Annotated in this window: 24 protein-coding genes and 7 tRNA genes; 13 read left to right on the top strand and 18 right to left on the bottom strand. The window is 67.1% G+C overall.

The window, feature by feature from the left end:
* Positions 1–63: 63 nt before the first annotated feature.
* The 3 genes from FO044_RS06735 to FO044_RS06725 form a co-directional block, all read right to left on the bottom strand.
* Positions 64–819 carry a YebC/PmpR family DNA-binding transcriptional regulator gene (locus FO044_RS06735; protein WP_132993499.1) on the bottom strand — a complete coding sequence of 252 codons (756 nt, stop codon included), beginning with the start codon at positions 817–819 and terminating at the stop codon, positions 64–66.
* A 111-nt stretch (positions 820–930) separates the two neighbouring features.
* A complete protein-coding gene (pdxT, locus tag FO044_RS06730; protein WP_143965458.1) occupies positions 931–1542 on the bottom strand; it encodes a pyridoxal 5'-phosphate synthase glutaminase subunit PdxT in 612 nt (203 codons plus the stop codon).
* A complete protein-coding gene (locus tag FO044_RS06725) occupies positions 1539–2399 on the bottom strand; it encodes an acyl-CoA thioesterase (protein ID WP_143965457.1) in 861 nt (286 codons plus the stop codon). Before FO044_RS06725 ends, pdxT begins: the two co-directional genes overlap by 4 nt.
* Positions 2400–2470: 71 nt before the next feature.
* On the opposite strand from FO044_RS06725, the gene FO044_RS06720 reads away from it, so the two are divergent.
* Positions 2471–4459, top strand: coding sequence for an acyl-CoA dehydrogenase family protein (locus FO044_RS06720; RefSeq protein WP_143965456.1), 1989 nt, complete (start codon positions 2471–2473; stop codon positions 4457–4459).
* Between the two features lie 18 nt (positions 4460–4477).
* On the opposite strand, the gene FO044_RS06715 is transcribed toward FO044_RS06720, so the two are convergent.
* The 12 genes from FO044_RS06715 to FO044_RS06660 form a co-directional block, all read right to left on the bottom strand.
* Entirely contained in the window at positions 4478–4939 is a 462-nt protein-coding gene (locus tag FO044_RS06715; RefSeq protein ID WP_132993503.1) for a LuxR C-terminal-related transcriptional regulator, read from the bottom strand.
* 103 nt (positions 4940–5042) lie between these two features.
* A complete protein-coding gene (locus FO044_RS06710; protein ID WP_425323587.1) occupies positions 5043–5774 on the bottom strand; it encodes a hypothetical protein in 732 nt (243 codons plus the stop codon).
* A 2-nt stretch (positions 5775–5776) separates the two neighbouring features.
* The gene (locus tag FO044_RS06705; protein ID WP_143965454.1) at positions 5777–6565 is read right to left on the bottom strand and encodes a PP2C family protein-serine/threonine phosphatase; all 789 of its coding nucleotides are present in this window, start codon (positions 6563–6565) and stop codon (positions 5777–5779) included.
* A gap of 31 nt (positions 6566–6596) precedes the next feature.
* Positions 6597–7502: a pyridoxal 5'-phosphate synthase lyase subunit PdxS gene (gene pdxS / locus FO044_RS06700; RefSeq protein ID WP_143965453.1), complete on the bottom strand. Its 906-nt coding sequence runs from the start codon at positions 7500–7502 to the stop codon at positions 6597–6599.
* A gap of 109 nt (positions 7503–7611) precedes the next feature.
* A complete protein-coding gene (locus FO044_RS06695) occupies positions 7612–8121 on the bottom strand; it encodes a LemA family protein (protein WP_132993507.1) in 510 nt (169 codons plus the stop codon).
* A 14-nt stretch (positions 8122–8135) separates the two neighbouring features.
* Complete coding sequence (locus FO044_RS06690; RefSeq protein ID WP_143965452.1) at positions 8136–9260, bottom strand: glycosyltransferase family 4 protein; 1125 nt, start codon at positions 9258–9260, stop codon at positions 8136–8138.
* The gene (locus FO044_RS06685; RefSeq protein WP_425323589.1) at positions 9257–10186 is read right to left on the bottom strand and encodes a phosphatidylinositol mannoside acyltransferase; all 930 of its coding nucleotides are present in this window, start codon (positions 10184–10186) and stop codon (positions 9257–9259) included. Before FO044_RS06685 ends, FO044_RS06690 begins: the two co-directional genes overlap by 4 nt.
* Before the next feature lie 7 nt (positions 10187–10193).
* Entirely contained in the window at positions 10194–10859 is a 666-nt protein-coding gene (gene pgsA, locus FO044_RS06680; protein WP_132993510.1) for a phosphatidylinositol phosphate synthase, read from the bottom strand.
* On the bottom strand, positions 10852–11397 hold the full coding sequence (locus FO044_RS06675) for an ATP adenylyltransferase (protein WP_132993511.1): 546 nt from the start codon (positions 11395–11397) through the stop codon (positions 10852–10854). The genes pgsA and FO044_RS06675 overlap by 8 nt, the downstream gene beginning before the upstream one ends.
* Positions 11394–13412 (bottom strand): threonine--tRNA ligase, encoded by a 2019-nt coding sequence (thrS, locus tag FO044_RS06670; protein WP_244945804.1) that lies wholly within the window; start codon positions 13410–13412, stop codon positions 11394–11396. The genes FO044_RS06675 and thrS overlap by 4 nt, the downstream gene beginning before the upstream one ends.
* A gap of 108 nt (positions 13413–13520) precedes the next feature.
* Entirely contained in the window at positions 13521–14885 is a 1365-nt protein-coding gene (locus FO044_RS06665) for a glycosyltransferase 87 family protein (RefSeq protein ID WP_244945799.1), read from the bottom strand.
* A gap of 133 nt (positions 14886–15018) precedes the next feature.
* Positions 15019–15090, bottom strand: a tRNA-Val gene (locus FO044_RS06660).
* Between the two features lie 260 nt (positions 15091–15350).
* Between FO044_RS06660 and FO044_RS06655 the strand changes: the two genes are divergently transcribed.
* From FO044_RS06655 to FO044_RS06620, 8 genes are all read left to right on the top strand, one after another.
* Positions 15351–15423 (top strand) — tRNA-Gly (locus FO044_RS06655).
* A 31-nt stretch (positions 15424–15454) separates the two neighbouring features.
* A tRNA-Cys gene (locus tag FO044_RS06650) sits at positions 15455–15528 on the top strand.
* Positions 15529–15565: 37 nt separating this feature from the next.
* A tRNA-Val gene (locus FO044_RS06645) sits at positions 15566–15640 on the top strand.
* 376 nt (positions 15641–16016) lie between these two features.
* Positions 16017–16089, top strand: a tRNA-Gly gene (locus FO044_RS06640).
* Between the two features lie 20 nt (positions 16090–16109).
* A tRNA-Cys gene (locus FO044_RS06635) sits at positions 16110–16183 on the top strand.
* A 38-nt stretch (positions 16184–16221) separates the two neighbouring features.
* Positions 16222–16296, top strand: a tRNA-Val gene (locus FO044_RS06630).
* Positions 16297–16367: 71 nt separating this feature from the next.
* A complete protein-coding gene (locus FO044_RS06625) occupies positions 16368–17300 on the top strand; it encodes a DUF4261 domain-containing protein (RefSeq protein WP_132993513.1) in 933 nt (310 codons plus the stop codon).
* Positions 17297–17899, top strand: coding sequence for a GNAT family N-acetyltransferase (locus FO044_RS06620; RefSeq protein ID WP_132993514.1), 603 nt, complete (start codon positions 17297–17299; stop codon positions 17897–17899). The genes FO044_RS06625 and FO044_RS06620 overlap by 4 nt, the downstream gene beginning before the upstream one ends.
* 31 nt (positions 17900–17930) lie before the next feature.
* On the opposite strand, the gene zapE is transcribed toward FO044_RS06620, so the two are convergent.
* Positions 17931–18950 (bottom strand): cell division protein ZapE, encoded by a 1020-nt coding sequence (gene zapE / locus FO044_RS06615; protein ID WP_132993515.1) that lies wholly within the window; start codon positions 18948–18950, stop codon positions 17931–17933.
* Between the two features lie 35 nt (positions 18951–18985).
* On the opposite strand from zapE, the gene FO044_RS06610 reads away from it, so the two are divergent.
* Genes FO044_RS06610 through msrB form a run of 4 tightly spaced genes read left to right on the top strand, consistent with a single transcriptional unit; the run spans position 18986 to position 23059 of the window.
* Positions 18986–19756, top strand: coding sequence for a dihydrofolate reductase family protein (locus FO044_RS06610; RefSeq protein WP_132993516.1), 771 nt, complete (start codon positions 18986–18988; stop codon positions 19754–19756).
* Between the two features lie 26 nt (positions 19757–19782).
* On the top strand, positions 19783–21351 hold the full coding sequence (locus FO044_RS06605) for an alpha/beta fold hydrolase (protein WP_132993517.1): 1569 nt from the start codon (positions 19783–19785) through the stop codon (positions 21349–21351).
* 26 nt (positions 21352–21377) lie between these two features.
* The gene (locus FO044_RS06600) at positions 21378–22619 is read left to right on the top strand and encodes a glycosyltransferase family 87 protein (protein ID WP_132993518.1); all 1242 of its coding nucleotides are present in this window, start codon (positions 21378–21380) and stop codon (positions 22617–22619) included.
* Between the two features lie 20 nt (positions 22620–22639).
* Positions 22640–23059: a peptide-methionine (R)-S-oxide reductase MsrB gene (msrB, locus tag FO044_RS06595; RefSeq protein WP_132993519.1), complete on the top strand. Its 420-nt coding sequence runs from the start codon at positions 22640–22642 to the stop codon at positions 23057–23059.
* Between the two features lie 15 nt (positions 23060–23074).
* Here the strand turns inward: msrB and hemQ are convergent, their stop codons facing one another.
* Positions 23075–23770 carry a hydrogen peroxide-dependent heme synthase gene (gene hemQ / locus FO044_RS06590; protein WP_132993520.1) on the bottom strand — a complete coding sequence of 232 codons (696 nt, stop codon included), beginning with the start codon at positions 23768–23770 and terminating at the stop codon, positions 23075–23077.
* A gap of 37 nt (positions 23771–23807) precedes the next feature.
* Positions 23808–25205 carry a protoporphyrinogen oxidase gene (gene hemG, locus FO044_RS06585; protein ID WP_143965449.1) on the bottom strand — a complete coding sequence of 466 codons (1398 nt, stop codon included), beginning with the start codon at positions 25203–25205 and terminating at the stop codon, positions 23808–23810.
* Positions 25206–25212: the final 7 nt, after the last annotated feature.

The following is a 25212-nucleotide window of genomic DNA, read 5'->3' as shown; positions in this document are numbered from 1 at the left end:
CGACACGACCTCTCGACGACGATGACACCACCCCACGGCGGCGAACATTTGTTCGATATCGTATCAGTCGTCTTCGAGCTCGGCGAGGACCTCGTCACTGATGTCGACATTGCTGTAGACGTTCTGCACATCGTCGGAATCCTCGAGGGCGTCGATCAGCTTGAACACCTTGCGGGCGCCCTCGGCGTCGACCGGAATCTCGACCGACGCGCGGAAGCTGGCGTCCGCCGACTCGTAATCCATTCCGGCTTCCTGCAATGCCGTGCGGACCGCGACCATGTCACCGGGTTCGCTGACGACCTCGAAATTCTCTCCCAGGTCGACGATCTCCTCGGCGCCCGCCTCCAGCACGGCCATCAGGACGTCGTCCTCGGACTGATCGCCCTTCTCGAGGGTGACGACGCCCTTGCGGGTGAAGAGATACGCCACCGATCCCGGGTCGGCCATATTGCCGCCGTTGCGGGTCATCGCGGTACGCACCTCGCCCGCTGCGCGGTTGCGGTTGTCGGTGACGCACTCGATCAGGACCGCGACGCCGTTCGGGGCATATCCCTCGTACATGATCGTCTGCCAGTCGGCGCCGCCGCCCTCCTCACCGCCGCCGCGCTTGCGCGCGCGTTCGATGTTGTCGTTGGGGACCGACGACTTCTTCGCCTTCTGGATCGCGTCGTACAGCGTCGGGTTACCGGCCGGATCACCACCACCCGTGCGGGCGGCCACCTCGATGTTCTTGATCAGCTTGGCGAACATCTTGCCGCGCTTGGCATCGATGACCGCCTTCTTGTGCTTGGTGGTGGCCCATTTGGAGTGGCCGCTCATGGTGGTGGTTCCTTCCGTCTTGTCATACGTCGCCCGGCGCCGGAGTTCCGGAGTCGCCCGGTGGTTCTCACGGGGGCACGTCGCTCGCCGATCGGTGACGCGCCGGGAATTCTACGCTGCGCCGACCATGTCGACGAAGTACCGGTGCACGCGATGATCGCCGGTCACCTCCGGGTGGAACGAGGTGGCCAGCACGTTTCGCTCACGCACCGCGACGACGCGCCCGGCCGCAGGACCGTCCGGCACGGTGGCGAGGACCTCGACGCCCGCGCCCACCGTCTCGACCCACGGCGCCCTGATGAACACCGCGCGCATCGGCTCCGCGTCCGGCAGATCGGTGATGCCGGTGAACGCCAGGTCCGTCTCGAACGAGGCGACCTGGCGGCCGAACGCGTTCCTCCGGACGGTGATGTCGAGTGCGTCGAGATGCCGGGCGTCGGACCTGGTGTCGAGGATCCGCGACCCGAGCATGATCATGCCTGCGCACGATCCGTAGGCGGGCATCCCGTCGCGCAACCTGTCGACCAGCGGGTCGTACAGATCGAACACCCCGAGCAGGTTGCTCATGGTCGTCGACTCGCCACCCGGGATCACCAGGCCGTCGACCCGTTCCAGCTCGCTCGCTCGGCGGACCGGGAGCGCGTACGCGCCGCTCTCGTGCAACGCTGCGACGTGCTCGCGCACATCGCCCTGCAGCGCGAGCACGCCGATCGTCGCCGTCACGCCTTCCGATCCGATGTCGTGACGCTGGCGATCGAGTCGGGTACCCCGGTACGGGCGAGCCCCTCCTGCGTCACCGCCGCGACCATTCGGCCCGACCGGTCGAAGATCCGCCCCTGGGTGAGTGCGCGCGCACCACCGGCCGACGGCGACGTCTGGTCGTACAGCAGCCACTCGTCGGCCCGGAACCGGCGCAGGAACCACATCGCATGGTCGAGTGAGGCGCTCTGCACGTGCGCTCCCGGATGCGCCACCCGCGCCGAACCGAGAAGCGTCATGTCACTCATGTACGCAAGGGTGCACACGTGGAGCAGCTGATCGTCGGGCAACGGCTTGCGATAGCGGAACCAGACCCGCTGCTGGGCGGCGAAGCTGTCGTACCGGGCGAGCTCGTCGTGCGGAACGATTCGGATGTCGAAGTTGTCCCACTCGCTGAACAGCAGATGCTCCGGATCGTCGAGGTCGCCCAAACGGTCCGGCAGGCTCTCCGGTTCGGGTGCGGGCGGCATCTGGTCCTGGTGCTCGATGCCCTCGTCCCCGGCGACGTGGAACGACGCCGACATCGAGAAGATCGTCTCGCCGTTCTGCACGCCGTTCACTCGGCGCGTGACGAACGACCGTCCGTCACGGATCCGGTCGACGAGGTATATGGCCGGCTGGTCCGGCTTCCCCGGCCGCAGGAAGTAGCCGTGCAGCGAATGCACGGCGAACTCGGATGACACGGTGCGGGTCGCCGCGACGAGTGCCTGCCCGGCCACCTGTCCCCCGAATGTCCGCCGGAGCGCACTCGCGAACGCACCGCCGCGATAGATGTCCTCGTCGATGCGCTCGACGGACAGAATGTCTTCGATGTCAGCCACGTCTCCGATTATCCCTCATACGCTCTCCGCTCCTCTGCGAAGGCCCCGCCGCAGTGGGTACTGTCGGCATCATGACGGACATCGACACGGACACGGCCGCACCTACCGACGGCACATCCGCAGCCCCTGCTCGCACCGCTCTCACGAAGAATCTGCAGACCGTCCTCGACGGCCGTTGGGCTCGCACCCGCGACGTCGTCCGCGACCAGATCCAGTCCGGTGGCATCGTTCCCCGAGCCGATCTGTCCTCCGAGGAGTACCGGGCCCGGATGCTCGACCAGATGCGGGACATGGTTCCGCTCGGCTTCCCGGCGGACGGTTTCCGCAAGGAGCACGGCGGCACAGGCGACGTCGGCGCTGCGGTCACCGCCATCGAGGCCCTGGGTTACGGAGACCTCTCCCTCATGGTGAAGGCCGGTGTCCAGTGGGGCCTGTTCGGTGGCGCGATCGAGAACCTCGGTACCAAGCGGCATCACGAGAAGTACGTGCCCGGCCTCATCGACCTGGACGTGATGGGCTGCTTCGCGATGACCGAGACCGGTCACGGCTCCAACGTCCAGGCGCTCGAGACGACCGCCACGTATCTGCCGCAGACGCAGGAGTTCGAGATCCATTCGCCCACTGATGGTTCGCGCAAGGACTTCATCGGCGGTGCGGCACAGCACGCGCGCTACGCGACGGTCTTCGCACAGCTCATCACCGCGGCCCCGGGCGAGGAGGCCAAGAGTTACGGCGTCCACTGCTTCGTCGTCGCGATCCGCGACGCCGACGGCAACGACCTGCCCGGCGTCACGACATCCGACTGCGGCCCCAAGGGCGGGCTTCCCGGCGTCGACAACGGGCGGATCGTCTTCGATCACGTGCGCATCCCTGCCGAGGACCTGCTCAACCGGTACGCCGACGTGGCGGCCGATGGCACGTACTCGAGCGACATCGAGTCGGACAACCGCCGCTTCTTCACGATGCTCGGCACGCTCATCCGCGGCCGTGTGACGGTCGGCGCGGCCGGTGGCGCCGCAGGTCGTCTCGGCATCAACCTCGCCGTCAACTACTCGCTCGTGCGCCGTCAGTTCTCCGGGCCGGAATCCGACGACGAGCTGGTCCTGCTCGACTACCGCGCTCACCAGCGCCGTCTGCTGCCTCTGGTCGCCAGGGCGTACGCCTTCGCCATCGCGCAGAACGAGGTGGTCGGCGAACTCCACGAGGTTCAGTCGGCGGATCCCGCCGATGTCGATCCCGACGTGGTGCGCAAGCTCGAGGTCAAGGCGGCCGCCATCAAGGCCGGCCACACCGAACTCGCGTCCCGCGCCATCGCGGAGGCCCGCGAGGCCTGCGGCGGCGCCGGGTACATCTCGGAGAACCGTCTGCCCGAGCTGCGCGGCGACATCGACGTCTTCACCACATTCGAGGGCGACAACCTCATCCTGCGTCAACTCGTGGCGAAGAACCTGCTCACCGCTTACGCCGACGACATCAGCGGACTGGACGCGGTCGGCTGGATCCGGTTCATCGCGAGCACCGTCAAGGACACCGCATTGGAGAAGACCGCGGCTCGTCAGGTGGTGCAGACACTGATGGACGACTCCGACGAGGATCCGGAGAACAGCGAACTGACGCACCCCGGCACCCAGCTCCGTTTGCTGCGCAACCGTGAGGACCACCTGCTGCGCACCGCAGCTGCGCGCATGCGCCGGGCTCAGGACGACGACGCCGACGCGCAGGAGGTGTTCACCGAGACTCAGGACCACCTGATCAAGGTGGGCGACGCGCACATCGAGCGCATCGTGCTGGAGATGGTGATCGACGCGATCGGGCACGTCGAGGACAAGGAGACCCGGACCGTTCTCAAGCGCGTCCGGGATCTCTTCGTGTACTCACTGCTCGAGGACGACATGGGCTGGTTCCTCATGCACCGCCACGTCAGCGTCGAGCGCGCCAAGGCCATTCGCCGCGGCGTCAACGATCTGTGCGGCACGCTGCGTCCGCACGCCCAGGAACTGGTGGACGCCTTCGGCGTACCGGCAGTCGCCCTCGATGTCCCGATGATCCAGCACCGCTGAACTCGAGCACTGCCGGAGTCACAGCTCCTCGATGTCGACGATGTCGTCCTGAATGGCCCGAGCCACCAGGGCGGCCTTCGTCGACGCCGCTCGCCCGATGTCGGCGTACTTGGCACGGATGCGCGTCAGGTGCGTGTTCACCGTGCCGAGCGAGATGTGCAGCGTCTGACCGCACGCCGGCTTGGAATCGACCATCAGCCAGGTGCGCAGCACCTCGACCTCCCTGTCGGTCAGCATCGGACGCGGCAGCTCGGGTAGCGCCGGATCGGTGACCGGTGCAGTACACGAGCGGCGAACCGTCTGCCGTTCGATGTGCATCGGCTGACCGGGTAATGGCATCACGCGCGAACTCAGCCGGGCCAGTGCCTCGCTACGGCGCCGTTCGGCGACGGTTCGTGACGCGGATACGGAGGGTCGAATCGCTCTCGAGCGCCCGGCGGGCTGGTAGTGGGCTGCGGTTCCGATCGCGGTGACGGTCATCGAATCTTCCCTTTCTCAAACCTGTTCCGGTTGGTCACCGGGTGTTGAGAAGGACACTATGACCGGGCGCACACCCCCACAATGGGTAGAACTACCCACGGCTTCAATGCAGGTCAGGAGGAATATTTCGCGAGAGCTCCCGATCGAGCATCGGCAGGTCCCCACGCGCGATCAAACCGGTCGACAGACCGTACTCGACGAGCCGGAGACGGCGATTGGAAGCTAATCTCCCTCCTCCTGCACGCATTCCCGGAACGCCGATCAGGTCCAGTTTGTCGCAGACGTTGTCGAGCTTCCGGTTGAACTTCGTCAGCGACCAGCCCAACCGGGCCGCCGCCTGTGCCGAGCTCGGGATCGCGGACGCGCCGGTACCGTCGCGCGTCAGTATCGCCTCTGCCAGAACCAGCACCGCGAGCTTCTGGCTCTCGGTGAAGTTCGGTACTCCGCGCGTGGTGTCTCCTCCGACGCCGGTGTCGCCGTGCGGCGGCGCCCCGACCGGCGTTCCCGCCTGGACCTGAAGTTCGTAAGTGGTGGGCCCCGCACTGAACACGACGCTCGTGCGGCCGAAAACCAGCGGCATCCGCGCGCCCGGCCCGAGAGTCGCAGTGAACCCGAGATCGGCCGCAGTCACCGTGGCCGACAGATGCGTCCCGAGATTGGTGAGCCACCACATCGCGTTCTCATCGTGCAGCACCAGGAACCGGCGATGCAGGTACGGATTGTCGTCCACCGTCAGGGTGGCCTCGCGGCCGATGTAGAACGGATGCCCGGAGACCACCGGAAAACGTTCACCGCAGAACTCGACGAATGTCGTCCCGTCGGCTCCGGAATGCACCGTTATCGACTCACGGACAACGTGATGACCGTGACGTTGTCGTGGGCGCCCCTCTCCAGTGCGGTCTCCACGAGCGCGGCCGCCGCCTTCTCGACGTCACCGTCCGCTTCCTCCACGAGCTCGGCGATCTCGGTGTCCTCGAGTTCGCCGTCCAGTCCGTCCGAGCAGAGCAGGACCACGTCGCCCGGGACCGCGGCGAACGCGAAGTAATCGGCGATCGGCTCCGCCATCCCGGCTCCGAGCGCGCGTGTGATCACGTTGCGCCGGGAGTCGACGCGCGCCTGTTCCGGAGTCAGGTATCCGGCCTCGACGAGTTCCTGCACCTGCGAGTGATCGACGCTCACCTGATTGAGCGAACCCTGCGAGTACAGGTACGTGCGCGAATCCCCGATGTTGAAGGCCACCCAGGCGGGCCCGTCATCGCCTTCGGCGAGGACCACACCGGTCGCCGTGGTGCCCGCTCGACGGCCCGTATCGGATCCGAACGTCCCGATCTCCTCCTGAGCTGCGTGCAGGAGATCGGAGATGGCGCTTCGCGTGCCGGCGAAGTCCTGCGCCACGGGAGCTCCCGCGAGCGTCCGCAGCGCGGCCTCGCTCGCGAGCTCGCCGCTGTCGTGGCCGCCCATGCCGTCCGCGACCGAGTACCGGCCGGGCAGGGCGAGGGCGGCGTCCTCGTTGGCCTCCCGGACACGGCCGACGTGACAGACGACCGCCCAATCGACGGTGACATCGCCGACCAGGTCCTGGCCGGTCTGCGCTTGATCGCGCAGGATCACGGTCTCGTCGTCCATGCTCACCTCTCCCTCTGGCGGGGTCGTTCCGTCACCAACCGCGCTCGGCGAGACGGTGCGGCTGCGGAATGTCGTCGACGTTGATGCCGACCATAGCCTCACCGAGGCCGCGGGATACGTCGGCGAGCACATCCGGGTCATCGTGGAATGTCGTGGCCTTGACGATCGCCTGCGCACGCTGGGCCGGATTCCCGGACTTGAAGATGCCGGATCCGACGAACACGCCCTCGGCTCCGAGTTGCATCATCATCGCCGCGTCGGCCGGGGTCGCGATGCCACCGGCGGTGAACAATGTGACGGGGAGCTTGCCTGCCTTGGCGACCTCGAAGACGAGATCGTACGGCGCCTGCAGTTCCTTGGCAGCCACGTACAGCTCGTCCTCGGGCAGCGACGAGAGGCGACGGATCTGCTGGCGGATCTGGCGCATGTGCGTGGTCGCGTTCGACACGTCGCCGGTCCCGGCCTCGCCTTTCGAACGGATCATCGCCGCCCCCTCGGTGATGCGACGAAGCGCCTCACCCAGGTTGGTGGCTCCGCAGACGAACGGCACGGTGAACGCGAACTTGTCGATGTGGTTCTCGAAGTCGGCGGGAGTCAGCACCTCGGACTCGTCGATGTAGTCGACGCCGAGGCTCTGCAGCACCTGAGCCTCCACGAAGTGACCGATGCGGGCCTTGGCCATCACCGGGATCGAGACGGTGCTGATGATCCCGTCGATCATGTCGGGATCGCTCATGCGGGATACGCCGCCCTGCGCGCGGATGTCGGCAGGAACGCGCTCCAGCGCCATCACGGCGACGGCACCCGCGTCTTCGGCGATCTTCGCCTGCTCCGGCGTGACCACGTCCATGATGACGCCGCCCTTCAGCATCTCGGCCATGCCGCGCTTGACTCGCGCGGTGCCGGTTGCCGGTGCGTTCTGAGGATCGGTGGTCACTGTGCGGTGCTCCTGATTTTCTGATGAGAACTGACCCCACAAGTAAACCCGATAGTCACGGGCGCGCCCAACGCCGGGTACGTCGTGGGAGATGTGCACCACGCCGACGCTAGTCCCTGGTGACGCGCTCGGTGATCTCGAAGAAGTCCGGGCGTACCGAATGACCGGCGAGATGCAGCCACCGGACCATCCGCCGCCCGCCGAGTGCCCGGGCATCACGCACTGCGTCGTTGTAGAACCGCCGGGCCATCGCGACCCGAATCTGGGCATCGGCCAGCTCCGCGGTCAAGGCGGGCACGCGCCGCTCGGGATCGGTCTGTCCGAGCACCGAGGAGAGTCGGTTCTCCGCTGCCTCGCGTGCCGCCTGGTCCGCGCCCTCGGCGTGGTCGGCCGCCGCGGTGAGCGCCGGCGACAGCGGGTCGTGCGGATCGGCAGCGGCGATCGCACGTGCCACCACCGCCCGTCGATCCAGAGCCGTGTGCAGGGCTTGCCGGGCGAGGTCGACGCGAATGTTCAGGCGGTCCATCCGCGAGGCCCGCGTCGCCGACAGGACCACCAGCCACACCAGGAGCGCAACGGCGATCGCCACGGCGAGAGCGACGATCGTGGAAGTGGTCATGTGCGCAGTCCCCGTCAGTCCGAGACCACGACGTGATCGGCGTTGTGGGTGACGGTGTCGTAGACGTGCTGAATCTGGTCGGCCACCCGCGACCAGTCGTAGAGCGCCGCCCGTTCGCGGCCCCGGGCCACGAATTCGGCGCGCAGCGTGTCGTCCTGCAGTAGTTCGATGATCTCCGCGGCGAGCGAGACCGGAGATCCGGTCGATACCAGGCGTCCCGCCTCGCCGCCGTCGAGAACTCGGGAGAAGGCGACCAGGTCGCTGGCGACCACCGCTGCGCCCGCCGCCATCGCCTCCACGAGCACGATGCCGAAGCTCTCTCCGCCCAGGTTCGGTGCGACGTAGACGTCGGTGCTGGCCAGTGCGCGGGCCTTCGTCTCGTCGTCGACCATGCCCAGGAACCTCAGGTGGCTCGCGAGATCGCCGGCACGGCGGATCAGTGCCTTCTCATTACCGCCGCCGACCACGAGCACGGTCACGTCGGGGAATTCATCGACGATCCGCGGCAGCGCTCGCATCAGCACGTCGATGCCCTTGCGCGGTTCGTCGAACCGGCCGAGGAACATCACCGTCTTACCCGCCCGCGGAAAACCGTCGAGCGGCCGCGCGTGAGCGAACGATCCGGTGTCGACCCCGTTCGGGATCTCCACCGCGTCGTTGCCGAGGGACTCCATCTGCCAGCGGCGCGCGAGCTCGGAGACGGCGATCTTGGCGCGGATCCGCTCCCGGTACTGGCGCAGCACCGAGTCGAACAGCGACAGCCACATCGACCTGGTGGTCGCCGTGTGGAACGTCGTGACGATCGGGCCCGTGGCCACCATCAGCGACAGCATCGACAGGCTCGGCGCGTTCGGTTCGTGCACGTGCAGGACGTCGAAGTCGTTGACCTCGATCCAGCGGCGAAGCCTTTGATACGCCTTGGGCGAGAAGGTGATCCGCGATACGGACCCGTTGTAGGGGATGCCGATCGCCGGTCCTGCGGAGTCCACGTAAGCCGGCAGCACGACGTCGGTGCCCGCGGGCGCCAGCACCCGCACCTCGTGGCCGCGACCGATGAACACCTCCGCGAGCTCGACCACGTGCGCCTGCACACCGCCGGGCACGTCGAACGAGTACGGGCAGATCATGCCGATCCTCATGCGCCGGCCTGACCGTCGGTCACACCGAGCCGGGCTCGCCGTTCGGCCGACCAGTCGGCCTCCCACAGCGGTTGGAGCATGTGCCAGTCCTCCGGGGCGGTCGCGATGTCCCGGGTGAACGCGTCCGCGAGTCGCTGAGCCGTCGGTGCCACTCCCCCTGCGGTGTCGATCACCGTCCCGCAGCTCAGATGCGAGGTTCCGACGCCGGTGTACCGGTGATGCACGGCGATCAGCACCGCGCCCGTCTCGATCGCCAGCTTGGCCGAACCTGCCGGAATACGCGTCGGCTCGCCGAAGAGCGTGACGGGCACGCCGCTGGTCGAGAGGTCCCGATCGGCCATCAGGCACACCAGTCCACCGGACCGCAGACGATCGGACAGCGTCGCGAACGGCGGCTGCTCGCCGCCGGTCAGCGGAAACACCTCGAACCCGAGCGACTCGCGATAGTCGACGAACTGCTCGAACAGCGATTCGGGCTTCAGCCGTTCGGCCACTGTGGCGAACGCGCCGTAGTGCTTCACCAGCCAGACGCCCGCGATGTCCCAGTTTCCCGAGTGGGGCAACGCCATGACGACGCCGCGCCCGGACTTCACCGATTCGTCGATCACCTGCCGGTCGTAGTCGGTCATCGACACACTGGCGACGATGTCGTCGGGGTCGGTCGCCGGCAGCCGGAACGCCTCGCGCCAGTACCTCGCGTACGACCGCATCGCGGCCTGCAGCATGTCGAGCGGCACCTCATCGGGCGTCGTGCCGAGCACTCGCGCCAGATTCGCCCGTAATTGGGCCGGGCCGCCGTGGCGGCTGCCCGCCCACGTGCCGACCACGTCGAACGTGCTGCGGGCGACGCTTTCCGGGGCGTACCGGACCGCCGCCCACCCGGCGCGGTAGCCCAGGTCCGCGGTCAGCTCCGAGAATCGTCCCAGCACCGTCTCACACGCTCCCGGTCTCGTCCGGACGTTTCGTCCCGGCCTGGGGAATCAGGTCCCGGGCACCCGGTGAGCAGTAGATCGACCACATGCGCTGCGCGACCGTGACCACGCTGAGGACGGCCAGTGCCCACATCGCGATGTGGATGGCCCACGTCCACTGCAGACCGGGGAACTGCGTCAGCCCGGCGCCGACCAGGACGATGATCAGGCGGTCCGGGCGCTCGATGATCCCGCCGTCGCCGTTGAGCCCGGCCGCCTCGGCGCGGGCTTTCGCATACGAGATCACCTGGGAGGTGACCAGACAGATCAGCGTGGCGATCAGCAGCAGCCGGTGCGGAGCGTGAACGGCGGCCCACCAGGCAAGACCGCTGAAGATGGCGCCATCGGCGATCCGGTCGCATGTCGCGTCGAGGACCGATCCGAACCGGGTTCCCCCGCCGCGCGCGCGGGCCATCGCACCGTCGAGCATGTCGAACATGACGAACGCCCAGGTCACCAGCGCTCCGGCGAACAGATGTCCCTGCGAGAACAACCAGATCGAGGCTGCGACCGTGACGACGGTCCCGATGATCGTCATCACGTCGGGCGTCAGGCCGGTGCGGATGAGCGCACGCCCGATGGGCAGCGTCACCTTCGACACCGATGCGCGGCCCTTGATGCTAAGCACTCTGCGGTCCCCCGAGATCCGTCCACGCCTGCGCCAGCAGCGCACGCGTGTCCTGAAGCAGTTGCGGTACCACCTTCGTGTCGCCCACGACGGTGATGAAGTTGGCATCGCCCGTCCAGCGCGGCACGACGTGTTGGTGCAGGTGCTCCGAGAGCGAGCCGCCTGCCGCCGAACCCAGGTTCAGTCCGACGTTGAACGCATCCGGGTTGGACACGGCCTTGATGGTCCGAATCAGATGCTGAGTGAACGACATGAGCTCCCGTGACTCGTCCACGGTCAGGTCTTCCAGATCGGCGACCTGCCGGTACGGGACGATCATGGTGTGACCCGGGTTGTACGGATACAGGTTCAGCACCGCGTACACCGACACGCCGCGGGCGATGATCAGGCCATCCGCATCGGTCATCCGCGGGATGTCGAGGAACGGATGTCCGGTCAGTTCCCCGCCGTCAGCCGCACGCCGGGGCGTTGCGGCCTCGGTGATATAGCTCATCCGGTGCGGCGTCCACAGCCGCTGCAGCCGGTCCGGATCGGTCATCGCCGTTTCCTCACCAGCTCGAGCAGCTCGTGCATGGTATCCGCGGTCGGGGAATCGTTGCGGCGCGACTCCTCCCACTCGTCGATCGCCACCACGGCATCGTCCACGTCCACCCCGTTGAGCTGAGTGCCGTCCCGGAAGCGGAAGCTCACCGCATTCGACTCCACGTCGCGTTCGCCTGCGAGGAGCATGAACGGGACCTTAGCGGTCGTGTGGTTGCGGATCTTCTTCTGCATGCGATCGTCGGAGTGGTCGACCTCAGCGCGCACTCGCCGGCTGCGCAGCCGGCTGATCGTCGTCTGCAGGTGTCCCGCGAAGGCCTCGGCCACGGGGATGCCGATCACCTGGACCGGCGCGAGCCAGACCGGGAAGGCACCGGCGTAGTGCTCGGTGAGCACGCCGAAGAACCGCTCGATCGATCCGAACAACGCGCGGTGGATCATCACCGGGCGCTTCTTGGTGCCGTCGGACGCCGTGTACTGGAGGTCGAACCGCTCGGGCAGATTGAAGTCGAGTTGAATCGTCGACATCTGCCAGGTACGACCCAGCGCATCTTTGACCTGCACGGAGACCTTGGGGCCGTAGAACGCCGCCCCCTCGGGATCGGGGACGAGCTCCAGGCCCGACGCCTCACCGACCTTACGCAGAGTCTCGGTCGCCTCTTCCCAGACGTCATCGTCGCCGACGTACTTCTCCGGATTCTTCGTCGACAGTTCCAGGTAGTAGTCGTCGAGACCGTAGTCCTTGAGCAGCTGCAGGACGAACCTCAGCGTGGTGGTCAGCTCGTCGACCACCTGGTCCTGCGCGCAGAAGATGTGAGCATCGTCCTGGGTGAACCCGCGAGCTCGGGTCAGACCGTGGATGACGCCCGACTTCTCGTACCGGTACACCGAGCCGAACTCGAACAACCGCAATGGGAGCTCCCGGTACGAACGGCCGCGGGAGCGGTAGATCAGGTTATGCATCGGGCAGTTCATCGGCTTGACGTAGTAGTCCTGGCCGGGTTTGCGAAGCTGCCCGTCCTCGTCGTACTCGGCGTCGAGCTGCATCGGGGGAAACATCCCGTCCGCGTACCAATCCAGGTGCCCCGATACCTCGAAGAGGTTGCTCTTCGTCAGATGCGGGGTGTTCACGAACTCGTATCCGGCAGCAGCGTGCTGCTCGCGCGAGTAGTCCTCCATCTCCTTGCGGATGATGCCGCCCTTGGGGTGGAACACCGGCAGGCCCGAACCCAGCTCGTCGGGGAAGCTGAACAGATCCAGTTCACTGCCCAGGCGACGATGGTCGCGCTTCTCCGCTTCGGCGAGCCGGTCCAGATACAGGTCCATCGCCTCGGTGGTCTCCCACGCGGTGCCGTACACGCGCTGCAGGTCGGCCAGGCTCTGATCGCCGCGCCAGTACGCAGCCGAGCTGCGGGTCAGCGTGAACGCCGGGATGTACTTGGTGGTGGGCACATGGGGCCCGCGGCAGAGGTCACCCCACACCTTCTCACCGGTGCGCGGGTTCAGGTTGTCGTACGCGGTCAACTCCCCGCCGCCGACCTCCATCACCTCGGCGTCGTCGGCGGCACCCTTGTCGTCGATCAATTCCAGCTTGAACGGCTCGCCGGCCAGTTCCTCACGGGCCTGTTCCTTCGACTCGTACAGGCGCCGCGAGAAGCGCTGACCCGACTTGATGATCTTCTTCATCTGCTTCTCGAGAGCCTTCAGGTCCTCGGGGGTGAACGGATCGTTCACCTGGAAGTCGTAGTAGAAGCCGTCGGTCACCGGCGGTCCGATGCCCAGATGCGCCTTCGGGTTCAGATCCTGCACCGCCTGTGCGAGCACGTGCGCGCACGAATGCCGGATGACGCTGCGACCTTCCTCCGAGTCGGCCGTCACGGGTTCGACCAGGGTGTCGGCGTCGGGGGCCCATGAAAGGTCCCGCAGCGTGCCGTCGGCTTCACGCACCACGACGACGGCCTGGGCCCCCTTGTTCGGCAGGGTCACGCCGTCGGGCAGGTCGGTGTCGCGCATCGCTGCTCCCGCAGTAGTGCCCGCCGGCACCCGGATGGACTCGGGCAGGCGGGCTCTGTCAGCGGATGCGACGTTGTCGACCACGGTGGTGGCTCCTCGATTCTGAGTTCACGAATTATCGCCTCGGATTAACGAGACTTTCGCGCCTGATGGTATCGGTTCGCTCCGGCGCGTCCACCACAGCGTGACGACGATCGTTCCGATCAGGACCAGAAGGTAGGCACCGCTGCCGATCAGATGAAACGGGACCTGCCAGTCGGGAAGGTCGGCTCTGCCGAAGCCGCGGAACGATCCGAACACCGTCGCCCTCTCGTAAACGCCCGTCCGCCCGGGCACCACGCGGACCACCTCCTGCCAGTACGAGAAGGTCAGGGCGATGACGGCAGTGGGCGCGAGCCACCACAGCCAGGTCGTCGGCTCGCCGCGGCGAACCAGGTCACTCGCGTGCACGAAGGCGACCAGCAACAGCGGAACCACCCACACCCAATGGTGTCCCCACGCGAACGGCGAGACGCCGCACGACGTCATACCGGTGATGCTGACGGCGAGGAGATCGGATCCGGCGCGATGGGCAGCCGATGCGGCCCACAGTCCGGAGATGCCGACGATCGCCCCTACCGGAATCCACAGCCAGCTCGGCAAGTGCACGATTCCGGTCGTCGCCAATCGTGCGAAGAAGCCGTTGAACGACTGATTCGCGGGAGCATCCAGCGGCCCGATGCGACCTGTCTTCGACAGCTGTTCGGTCCAGAACCGACGTCCCTGGTCACCCATCACCAGGATGCCGATGATCACCGTGAACGCGAAGGTCGCTGTCGCCATCAGCGCGGCGCGGAATCTCTGTATCGCCAGCAGATAGGCGACGAAGAAGATCGGCGTCAGCTTGATACCTGCCGCCAGTCCCACGCCGATGCCCTGCAGTTTCTGCCACGTACCACTGCGACGGACCAGATCACCGACCACCAGGATCGCGAGAACCAGATTGATCTGTCCGTTCCACAGCGTGGTGTGCACCGGTTCGATCACCGTCACCGCGACGACGATCGACGCTGCGAGCACGAGAGTCCGCGCATCGAACCGGAACCGCAGGGCGCGCAGCGACAACCCGATCAGCACGATCAGGCTGATCACATTCGCTGCATTCCACAGGATCAGTGCGTGATGAGTCGTGATGACGCCGAGCGGGGTCATGAGCAGTGCCGCGAAGGGCGGGTAGGTGAATCGCCACGCCCGGTAGACCGGAAGGTCGTACACCGGCTCACCGTGCAGGAACGCCCCGCCGGCACCCCGGTACACCCGGGTGTCGATGCCCATGTTGAACAATCCGTAGCCCGGCGAATCGATCGGGATCACCCAGATATGCCACGCAACAGCGAGCAGCGCTGCGACAGCTGCGATCACCAGCATCGACGTGGGCACACGCCGAAGAGTCGACTCGGGCGACGCTACGCGCGCCGCAAGGGCGTCCTTCACCAGGCGATGATACGGCCGGATCGGGTGGAGCACCGCACGACACCTCGTCCCGTCGAGCAGATCCGGTCGAAGCAATAGCGAAAGAACCCCGCTGCCAGTCCTCACGAACTGTGCAGCGGGGTTCTCTCTTCGGTGGTCCCGGCTGGGATCGAACCAGCGACCTTCCCGGTGTGAACGGGACGCTCTTCCACTGAGCCACGGGACCGGATACGGCCGTATGCGGATCCGAGTACCACCAGACTCGCACGGGAGACGAGATTACACACCGCGAGACCCTGAGACAAAACCAGGCGCACGCGTGCATCGAGATCCGGCAGTTCACCTCCGACGACCGCGAACAAACCCAGCCACCTGCTGAAACACATCCATGTCAGCCCTTGACCAGCCGATTTGTCATCAGAGGTTCACTACCTATATCGTTTTCAACGCTGGCGAGCAGCGCCCACAAGGCAGGCTCGCCGGTATGCGGATGTGGCGCAGCTGGTAGCGCATCACCTTGCCAAGGTGAGGGTCGCGGGTTCGAATCCCGTCATCCGCTCGAAGCGAGGCATCTCGATCTCGCGTCGAATGGTGGCGTGGCCGAGTGGTGAGGCAACGGCCTGCAAAGCCGTGCACACGGGTTCGATTCCCGTCGCCACCTCCACCGGCCCACGATGGAGCCGTTCCGACAACTGAATCTCGCGCGATTAGCTCAGTGGGAGAGCGCTTCCCTGACACGGAAGAGGTCACAAGTTCAATCCTTGTATCGCGCACCACGAATAAGTTCAGCCCCCGGCCTTCATGGCCGGCGGGCTGAACTTATTCCAGATGCGTCGCGCTCGACTGGCTCGGGCTCAGCCGAAGATGTTCGCCAGGCCGCCGGCGCTGCTGGCGTTGCCCCACTGATGCCGTTACCGGAGCACTTCTCGGTGTCCACGTACTTGCCGATGAGACGTGCGGTGGTGCTGACGGTCGCGGGAACCTGTGCCGACCGAGACGGTGTAGGCGCCGCCCCGAGACCCCGAAGGTTCCGGGACGATGTCACCGGCACTCCACCACGTTCCATCTCCACCCGACCCCCGGTTTGGTGTCGACGAGCAGTACCGGCTAGAGTTTGGTCTCGCTGGTGAGCGCAATGCTCAACCATGCGATGCGGATGTGGCGCAGCTGGTAGCGCATCACCTTGCCAAGGTGAGGGTCGCGGGTTCGAATCCCGTCATCCGCTCGGAGCGATTACTCGCATCTGGTGGTGTGGCCGAGTGGTGAGGCAACGGCCTGCAAAGCCGTGCACACGGGTTCGATTCCCGTCGCCACCTCCACCGGACTCACCACGCCGTGGTTCCGACAACTCAATCTCGCGCGATTAGCTCAGTGGGAGAGCGCTTCCCTGACACGGAAGAGGTCACAAGTTCAATCCTTGTATCGCGCACCAGGATCAGGCCCGTCGTTCACTCGGCGGGCCTGATTCACATCTGAGAATCGACCGTTAGGAACCGACTGCTCGTGCCACGCCTCGCGACGCTGTTTCAGAACCGCCTCGATCCCGACCTGTCCGGTGAACGCCTGATCGCCCAGATGCTCGCCGACTTCCCGGACCTCGACGCTGCACGACTCGCGCTCACCCCTGCAGTATCTGAGCGCGCTGCAGTACCTGATCCCGCTGCAGTACCTGATCCCGCTGCCGTTCCTGATCCCGCTGCCGTTCCGCCCATCGCGCTCTCCTACGACGGGACGGTCGTCATCCTGGAAAGCGTTGCGGCCACGACGGGCGACGATCTGACCGAGCTCACCCAGCTCAGCCGGCTGTGGCCCGATTCCGTCCCGGCACCGGCCGACCACGCCGCGCACATCGCCGTGAACGTCATCCGGCGCAACGCGCCCGAAGCGGGCGGCGACGTACCGCACACCGACGCGATCGCCGACGCCGTGCTGGCGTCGAAGGTCATCGCGGCGGCAGTCGCACTCGCCGACAGCGTCATAGCCGTGCATTTCGACAGCGCGGGCCATGTGATCCTGCCCGCATTGTTCCGCGATCTGGCGATAGACACTCTCCCCCAGCCGATCCTGCCCGCATGGGTGGCCCTGAACGTCGCACCGCGATCCGACGGCGTGATGACAGGCCACACGCGCGGTCTCGACGTGCTCGGCCTCATGGACATCGAGATCCTCTCCTCCCCGGAGACCGCCGAGGAGACGTTCAACCGCATCGCCAGCATCTCCATCTACCAGTTGGAGAACGGCCCGATCATTCACGACGGACACACGCTCGGCGCGACAGCGGAGGCCGAAGTCGTCGCCCATCACGGCGCGTCGGCGATCGATCCGGACAAGACGGTGCTGCATCTGTCGTTCGGCGATGCGACTCCGGCAACGCCCGAAACCGAGACCGAGCCATCGGCTGCGCCGCGCATGCGGCGCAGGTTCCGGCGAAAGTGAACGCCGACTGCGTCGAACCGGGATCCCGCGTGGAGATCCTCACCCACGCAACGCTTTCCGGTGCCGTGGCCGACGTCGCCGCCGCCACGTTCCCGCTCGCGTGCCCGCCGCACAGTGCGCTTGCGGATATCGCGGCGCACATCGCGAGATATTTGTCGCCGGCTGCCTTCGCGGAAGCCATCGCCGACGCCGATCGGGACGTGCTGGCCGCACGTGACGGCGACGGGGAGGTCATCGGATACGCGCTCCTCGCCTACTCGGCACCCGCCGATCCCGACGTCGTCGCCGCACTCGAGGCCATGCCGGGCGGGTACGCGGCGGTGCATGACGGGACGCTGTCCGAGATCTCGAAGATGTACGTGCTCCCCGACCACCACGGCTCTCGTACCGGGTGGCGACCCGCTCACGCACTGATGCAGGCTTCACTGGCCGCAGCACGCGAACGCGGAGCCGCGCTCGCCTGGCTGGGGGTCAACTCGGAGAACGAGCGCGCCCGGAAGTACTACCGGAAAATGGGTTTCACCCGCGTCGGCACGCGAACCTTCGACATGAACGGCACCACCGAACACGACTACGTGATGGCCCGAAGCCTCAGCTGACAGGTCGGGGCGCGCGCGAGGCGCAGATGCGTCAGGCGTCGGCTTCGGCGAACCGCGACAGAGCCAGGAGACGCGATGTGGCACGCAGGTACTTCTTGCGATACCCGCCCGCGACCATCTCCGGAGTGAACAGCTCGTCGAGCTTGGCGCCCGACACGCTCACCGGGATCTCCGCGTCGTACAACCGGTCAGCCAGCGCTACCAGCCGAAGCGCGACAGCTTGATCAGGCGCAGGCCGCAGACCCGAGATGCACACCAGGTTCACACCGTCGACGAGGGACTTGTACTTCGACGGGTGCAGTTTGGCCAGATGGGCGATCAGATCGTCGAACGCGTCGAGGGTGGCGCCCTCGGTGGACGAAGCGAGCTCCTCGACATCGGCGTCGGTCGCCGGTTCCGGGGCCGGCGGCATATCGCGGTGACGGTAGTCCGGACCGTTCACGCGGACGGTCTCGAAGATGGCGGACAGCTTCTGGATCTCACGCAGGAAATCCTGGGCGGCGAATCGCCCCTCGCCGAGCTGGCCCGGAAGGGTGTTCGACGTCGCGACGATCGACACGCCACGCGCCACCAGTTCGGTCAGCAGCCGGGAGACCACCATGGTGTCGCCCGGATCGTCGAGCTCGAACTCATCGATGCACAGCACGCTGTGGTCGGCGAGACGCTCGAGGGCGTCGATGTAGCCGAGCGCACCGACCACGTTCGTCACCTCGCCGAAGGTCGCGAACGCCCTCGGACCCGGCATCGAGTGGTACACCGACGCCAACAGGTGGGTCTTGCCCACACCGAATCCGCCGTCCAGGTAGAGGCCGATGCCCTCGGGCGTCGACGCCCTGCGGAACAGCCCCTTCTTCTTCGCGCCGGAACGGACCTTCGACGCACGGGCGACGAAGTCGCGCGCGGCCGCGACCGCTTGCGCCTGGCTCGGCTCGTTCGGGTCCGGGATGTACGAATCGAAGCTCACCTCGTCGAACATCCGCGGCGGGACCATCTCGCCGATCAATTCGTCGGGAGCCAGTACCGGATTCCGGTCGCAAAGTCGTGCCAGCATTCGGCAAGCGTAGCGAGCCGCTACATGATGGACGCATGTTCCTCCTGCATAAAGCGACTGATGTCACAGCACCCGAGATCCGCGAGTTGTTCTCCTACCCCGGCGGCGACGAGCCCACGGTGCGGGCGACGATGGTCGCCTCACTCGACGGTTCGGCGACCGTGCAGGGCTTGTCCGGGGTACTCGGCGGCCCCGGCGACAAGCAGGTCTTCTCCGCCATGCGGGAGCTCGCGGACGCGATCGTCGTCGGCGCCAGCACCGCGATCGCCGAGGGTTACCGAGTTCCGGATCTTCCCGAGCACGTGGTCCGCGAGCGGACCCGTGCCGAACGGCCGCCGGTTCCGGTACTGGTTCTGGTGTCACGGTCACTGCGCATCGACACGGATTTCACGACTGCGGTGTCGTCCGGGACGCTGATCGCCACCTGTTCGAACGCACCGCATGACGCCCGGGAAAGACTGGCGGCCGCAGGGGCGAACCTCGTCGACTGCGGTGACGACGACGTCGATCCGTCCGCACTCGTCCGCGAGCTCGCTGCTCGCGGGCTCACGCGCATCGCCTGCGAGGGCGGCCCACGCCTGCTCGCGTCACTAGCGGCCGGCGGAGTGCTCGACCAACTCGTCCTCACGGTCAGCCCGACGCTGGTCGGCGGAGACGGCCCCCGTATCACCCACGGCACCGAACTGCCGGTGCCCGACCAGGACCTTCGACTCCCGTTGCGGCTGCCGTACCCGATGCGGGTGCGGCGCCTGCTCGGCGACGACGACGGATACCTCTACCTGCTGACCGAGCGCGTGACCGGCTGAGTCGTAAGCGCGATAGGCTCGCGACCATGCCGTCCCGAACTCGCGCACGAGGTAAGAAGGTCGTCGCGGCCGTCTCCGCCGTCACCGCACTCGCCCTCTTCGCAGGCTGTGCGGTGGGCCCCGACACCGGGCCCGACATCGTGCGGGGCGACAACCCCGGCGCGGACGTCACCGAGACCCCGAGACAACCGGAACTCGGCGCGCCCGAACGCGATCTGAACTGGAAACCATGTGAGGCCGACGTCGCGAAGAGGTACGACGCGAAGGTTCCCGACGGCATCACAGTGGAATGCGCGAGCTACGACATGCCCGTCGATCCGGACGGCGACGACCGGAACGTCATCTCGGTCGGTGCCATGCGCGCGTCGAAGTCGGGCACGCCCCGGAACGCGGTCCCACTGGTCCTGACTTCGGGCACCGACCTGCCGAGTTCACGCACCCTGCTATCGCTGGCGGGCCACGGCGGTGCCGGTCTCCTCGACCGGCACCCGATCGTCGCCGTCGACTTTCGCGGTACCGGGATCGGGTCGACGGTCGACTGCCTGTCGAACGCGCAGCGCGACGTGATCGGCACCAACGCCGCCGGTCCTCGACGTGATGCCGGCGAGCGCGCGGCCGACGTCGGCACGGCCGCCCGGGCCGCGGCGGATCTGTGCACCGAGACTCTGTCGCCCGACCAGCTCAGTTACTCGATCACTGCGGCAGCCGCCGATCTGGAAGGGTTGCGCGACCGCTGGGGCGTGGAGAGACTGGCCCTGATCGGCGTGGGCGACGGTTCATCGGTCGCGCTGCGGTATGCGGCCGCGCACCCCGACAACGTCGGCCGCCTCGTTCTCGACTCCCCGACGGGATACAACGTCGCAGCCCGTGAAGCATCCGCGGCCCGCGCCCAGGGCCTGCAGAAGTCCCTCCAGACGTGGGCCCAGCGCTGTGCCGGAGCCGGCTGCGAGCTCGGAGCCGACGGCGCCGCGATGCTGGGCCGCGTGGTGTCGGCCGGTGCGGCGGGCGACCTCGACGGCATATCCGACACCGAGGTGCTCGCCGCGGTGACGACCTCGATCGCCGTGGACGACGCCGACCGTGCCGGATTGCGTCGCCTCGGCGCGGCGATCGCCGACGCCGACCGCGGGGACACCGCCGCGCTGCGCGGCTATGTGGACCAGGCCCGGTCGCTGCGCGGCACCGACGGACGGCTGGTCGGACGCTGCAACGATCTCCGCGGGCGTCCCGGCCTGCAGGAGATCCCCGGCCTCGCCGAGGAATGGAGCCGGGGGGCACCGCTCACCGCGCTGTCCACGGCTCTCGATCTGGCCGACTGCGACGGCTGGGGCAGCACCGACGCACCGGCCGCTCCGGAGTCCCTGCCGGTGAACCCGCTGATCCTGATCGGCGCGAACGATCCGTTCAACGGCGCATCAGCGGTCGAGACGCTCAGTCCCCTGCTTGTCGGCGTCGATGCCGCCCCGACCTCCGTCACCTGGGACGGGCTCGGCTTCTCGGTGCTCGCGCACAGCAGTTGCGCCGGCGGGATCCTGGACGACTATCTGGGTGCGGAACCGTTGAAGGCGCCTGCCCAACGCGCCTGCCCGGCGTGACCGGAGCCGTGTAGTACGGTTCGCGGGTGACCGTTCTAGACCGTTACCTGCACCCACGCGTCGATCCGGCGCGAATCGGACAAATGATCCTGTGGCCGATCAGCATCGTGATGGTCTTCCACCGCTCGGTGATCCTCGGTGTGAACGGCCACCGCACCGATGATTTCCGTCCGGTCTACAACGCGGCCCTGAACTTCCTCAACCAGCGCCCGGTCTACAACGAGAACTACCAGACGGTCGACCCGCATTACCTGTATCCGCCGTCCGGATCACTGCTGATGTCGCCCATGGCCGTCCTGGATCCGCAGACGGCCCGGTGGCTGTTCATCGGCGTCAGCGTGGTCGCCCTGATCCTGTGCGCCTATCTCCTGGCACGGATGTTCGGCTACGACCATCGTTCATGGGTGCTGCCCGCACTCATCTTCTTCTTCTTCAGCACCGAGACCGTCGCACACACGCTGATCTTCACGAACTTCAATGCATTCGTCCTGCTGGGAATGCTCGCATTCGGCATGCTGATGCTCCGCCGTCAGGACCTCTGGGCGGGCGTCGCCATCGGTCTGACGCTCGCGGTGAAGCCGATTCTGGCGCCGCTGCTGCTCCTCGTCCTATTGAACCGGCAGTGGCGGATCCTGATCACCGCTGTCGGTGTTCCCCTCGTACTGAACGCCCTCGCGTGGCCGCTCTCGAATGATCCGATGGATTTCGTGAAGCGCACTGTCCCGTACCTGGGTGAGTCCCGCGACTACTACAACAGTTCGTTCACCGGCGTCGGCGTGTACTTCGATGTCGACGGCTGGCTGGTCCTGCTGATCCGCATCGCGTTCGTGGTGATGGGCGCCTTCGGCCTGTGGTTCATGTACCGCTACTACCGGCGCACCGACGAGCTGCTGTGGTTCGCCACCTCATCGGGAATCCTGCTCGGCACGTTCTTCCTCGTCGGATCGCTCGGGCAGGGCTACTACTCGATGCTCCTGTTCCCACTCCTGATGACGGTGTTCCGGCCGGGTTCGACGGTCCGGAACTGGCCCGCGTGGCTCGGCGCGTACGGGTGCCTGACCTTCGACGTGTACAGCTCCAAGCAATGGGACGCGTTCGGGCGCCACGTGGAGTACAGCAAGGTCACCTGGGGCTGGAGTCTCCTGATGATCGCCGTGTTCGTGTCGCTGCTGTTCCGCTTCCTCGACATGCGCAAGGCGGGGGTGCTCGACGCCGATCGCCTGGCGGACGACGGTCGCACCGCAGCCGCCCCGGCGCCGTCGCGCTGACGTAGCTACCCTTGGGCGATATGACCCAGGAGAACAACACCGATTTCGGCAAGCTCACCGACGCGGACTGGCGAGACCGACTGAACGCCGAGGAGTTCCGCGTGCTCCGCACGGCAGGCACCGAGGCCCCCTTCACCGGCGAGTACACCGACACCAAGGACGTCGGCGTGTACAACTGCAGGGCATGCGGCGCAGAACTGTTCCGCAGCGAGACCAAGTTCGAGTCGCACTGCGGCTGGCCGTCCTTCTTCACGCCACTCGCGGGCGACACGGTGATCGAGCGGTCGGACGACACGCTCGGCATGCGGCGCACCGAGGTGCTGTGCGCACGCTGCCACAGCCACCTCGGTCACGTCTTCTCAGGTGAGGGGTACGACACTCCCACCGACCTGCGCTACTGCATCAACTCGATCAGCCTGACACTGCAGCCCGGCGAATGACCCGCTGACTCGATCTCAGGGCAGAGCCGCCACGAGCTTCTCCGGCGTCACGCGCGGTCCGGTGAAGAACGGGATCTCCACCCGCACGTGCCGCCGGGCCTCGGTTGCGCGCAGGTCGCGCATCAGATCCACGATCCGGTGCAGTTCCGGCGCCTCGAAGGCCAGGATCCACTCGTAGTCACCGAGCGCGAACGCCGGCACCGTGTTGGCCCGCACGTCCTTGTATCCGCGGGCCTCCTTGCCGTGGTCGGCCAGCATCTTGCGGCGCTCGTCGTCGGGCAGCAGGTACCAGTCGTACGACCGCACGAACGGATACACGCAGACGTAGGCGCCCGGGTCCTCGCCCGCCATGAACGCCGGGATGTGGCTCTTGTTGAACTCGGCCGGGCGGTGCAGCGCGGAACCGCTCCAGAACGGATCGCTGGCACGACCCAGGATCGTGGTCCGGCGGAATGTCGAGTAGGCGGCTTGCAACTGCTCGATGGTCTCGGCGTGCCACCAGAACATGAAGTCGCTGTCGCCGCGCATACCCGCCACGTCGTACACACCGCGAACCACCACACCGGTGTCCTCGACCTCGGTGAGGAACCGTTCCAAGTCCGCAGTCACCTCGGCCCGGTCGGCGGGCAGTTCGCCGGCTCGGATGGTGAAGACCGAGAACATCAGGTAGCGGACGGCGGCGTTCAGTTCTGCATAATCCAGGCGGCTCATATCTCCATCGTGCCACCGTCCCCGGTCCCGGCGATTCTCAGGTGTTCTGATGCAGGTGCGCGACGATCCTGGATGCGGCGTCCCGGGCCGTGCCGATGCACGCAGGCACACCGACACCACGGTATCCCGAACCGGCCACCGCCAACCCGTTCGGCAGTGCCGCCGTCGCGTCCGCCATCGCGGCCAGGTGTCCGGGTCCGTAGTGCGGAAGACCTTCGGGCCATCGCTGGACGACGGCGTCGAGCACGTCCGGCTCCGGCAGTCCGGCGGCACCGAACACCGTCGCCAGGTCGGCACCCGCACGTCGCACGAGCTCGGCGTCGTCGGCGATCACGGGTTCACCCAGCCGGCCGACCGAGGTTCGCAGGGTCGACGGCCGCCCGTCTGCACCGCGCGATGCGGCCAGGTGCGGCCACTTTCGGCTGCTCAGTGTGATCGCCTTGACGGAGAGGCCCGAATCGGTGGCGACCAGGACGCCGGAGTACTCGGGCAGCGGACTGTCCGGATCGACGGCGAACGCGACAACGGCTGAGCCGGCCGCGTCGACCGCCCCGAAGGCATCCGCGGCGCGGGGTGCCGCCGCAGCCAGCAGGTCGGCGGCGCGCCAGACCGGAGCAGCGACCAGGACCGCGTCGTATCGAAGGTCGCCGGTCCAGTCGGCGACCAGTTCGTAACCGCGCCCGGCCGGTTCGACCGAGTCGACGGTGACGCCGATGTGCATCACGCTGCGCGACGCCTCGACCAGTGCATCGACGAGTGTGCGATACCCGCCGCGCAGGGCTCCGAACACCGGCCCGCTCCCCGTGCCTCGACCCACCACATCCTGGACCGCGGCCGTCAGGGACGGTGCCCCGTCGTCGAGGGCCGCCGCCAGCGCCGGGATCGCCTCACGTAGACCGATATCGCGTGCCCGGGCGGAGTAGACGCCGCCGAGCATCGGGTCCACTGCGCGGGCCACCACCTCATCGCCGAACCGGTCGGCCACGAGACCGCCGACCGTCGGCTCGGCGCCCCGGACCCAGTCGAGCCGGCGCCGGGGCTCGGTCGCCAGGCGTTCGAGACCCGCATCGTCGAGCAGTCCGCGCATCGCCGACGACTCAGCCGGGATGCCCATCAACGCGGGCGACGGAAGGCGATGCAGCGCTCCCCCGGACCAGACCGCAGGCCGCATGATGCCGGGCGACACGATCTGGTCCGCGAGGCCGAGTTCGGTGATCAGATCGCGCGCCTCCGCCCTGCGGACGATGAACGCCTCGGCGCCGACGTCGACAGATGTCCCGCCGACGGTCCGGGTGCGGAGCGCTCCGCCGGGCCGGTCATCGCGGGCGAACACATCGAGATGCACGTCATCGCCGAGCGCGCGACGCAGGCTGTATGCGGCGGTCAGACCTGAGACCCCGGCCCCGATGACGGCAACACGCGGCCGGCGGTCCACGACAGCG

Origin of the sequence: Gordonia zhaorongruii (genome assembly GCF_007559005.1) — a bacterium.
Lineage (GTDB): Bacteria > Actinomycetota > Actinomycetes > Mycobacteriales > Mycobacteriaceae > Gordonia > Gordonia zhaorongruii.
This window is presented reverse-complemented; position numbering and strand designations above follow the sequence as displayed.